Consider the following 1,551-nt stretch of genomic DNA (forward strand, 5'->3'; position numbering starts at 1 on the left):
GCGTATTCTCTAACTTTCGGGCGATAAACTCCATTAACGCATCTTCCGACGAAAAGCGTGACTCCGTAGATTCGTAATTCGACCCATTTCGTTTCACGATGGTGGTCGTCCCTATCACGTGCACGTCGCTCACGTAAGGGTCATCCATGGCGCCTTGAAGGACATCATACGTGTACCAGCTATTCAGCAAAGAAGAAATGACTTTCTCCCGATATTCGGCAGGTACGAATGTCCCCTGTTCTACAGACTTCGTGTACAGGTATGTGTACATCTCTTTACGCGTGACACCGGCCCCTGAGATTTTCGAGTCATTTAGAACGATGCTTTTCAGCGTATTGATATACCCTTGCAAAATGTTGTCTATCGTCATCCGTGTGTTCCTCCGCCCGACGTAGAATTGTTCGATGACAGGTGTGCTTGCTTACCCTGTGTGCGAGTCACCGTGATGGGTGAGGAATCCGCCCCATTCCCCGATTGTATTTGCGTGGGTGGTAACTGTATCGATTGTGGTGCTGTAAACGAACCGTTTTGTGGAATCAGTCCAATCTGCACATTGTTGTTCAAAATGGCTGGAGCGAGCACGTTGTAGTCCTGTTCCGTCACAAACACGAGGAGTGCGGTCGCCGAACCACCTTTGGCAGGTTGCAAGACGTTGAGTACTGGAACCGGCTCGATGGTCTGAAACGATGTACTGTTTCCAGTCTGATTGGGAACGATGAGTGCAATACTTTCTCCGGCGTTCACAACCTGAGATAACGGAGACTGAACAGGAATCGATAGGAGCATGCCGGGTTTCCCCGTCTTTTCAACGTACTGGGTCAGAAACGATGAAAAGCTGCTAGAGGAATTTAAGTCCCCTTTTGTAATGGGGTATCCATTCGGAACCGCGAACGACAGATAATGCCCAATCACGTCACCTTCGCTTGTAGCAAGCCCCTGAATCCCTGAGTTTTTGGGAACAGTCACGACTTTTACGTCTGACGGCCCTATCTGTGTATAAGGTTGTAAGTTGTGTGTGGATACCACCACCGTTTCCGTCCGACTGGCTTTGAGAAGGATGGTTGTTGCTAAAATACCAGCACCAAGAGCCAACGCCACACTCAGTCCAAACATGACCCTGGATGTCTTCACACGGTCCACCTCCGTCCACGTCGAAAACCACGTTTGGTCGAATTTAGAACGGGGTCAAAACGAAGCGCAGATAGAAGGTGGTCCATCCCATCCTGTACGTCTCTCCCCCCGACGAGTGCAGAAGCGCCAATCAGTTCACGATATAAGGTCCTATCCTCAGGAACCCGGACGATGTCCGATGGAATGTCCGCTTCTTCGAGCAGACGTAACGTACGTGCGTGCTCCGATACCCGTTTTCGGATTCGATTGATAACCACCGTCACATTCTCCGGTGCCTTCTGATAACGAACCGTTTGATATTCATCGATAAAGCGTTTGAACGACACCCATTCTGGTGTCATGACAAACACAATTTTTTGTGCCAACTCGAGCGCTGTGTACGTTCCCTGTGCAGAAGGCGTCGTGTCAATAAGAACCAAA

3 protein-coding genes are annotated in these 1,551 nt (G+C 49.6%); all 3 read right to left on the reverse strand.

Annotated features, from left to right (window positions below; genetic code table 11):
* On the reverse strand, positions 1-370 hold a 370-nt coding region (locus tag AN477_RS16910; RefSeq protein WP_425388197.1), incomplete at its 3' end, for a hypothetical protein.
* Entirely contained in the window at positions 367-1,131 is a 765-nt protein-coding gene (locus AN477_RS16915) for an SAF domain-containing protein (protein ID WP_054970357.1), read from the reverse strand. The genes AN477_RS16910 and AN477_RS16915, both read right to left, overlap by 4 nt.
* On the reverse strand, positions 1,128-1,551 hold a 424-nt coding region (locus AN477_RS25090), incomplete at its 5' end, for a hypothetical protein (protein ID WP_169787917.1). The genes AN477_RS25090 and AN477_RS16915, both read right to left, overlap by 4 nt.

Source organism: Paenalicyclobacillus ferrooxydans, assembly GCF_001399675.1.
GTDB lineage: Bacteria > Bacillota > Bacilli > Alicyclobacillales > Alicyclobacillaceae > Alicyclobacillus_B > Alicyclobacillus_B ferrooxydans.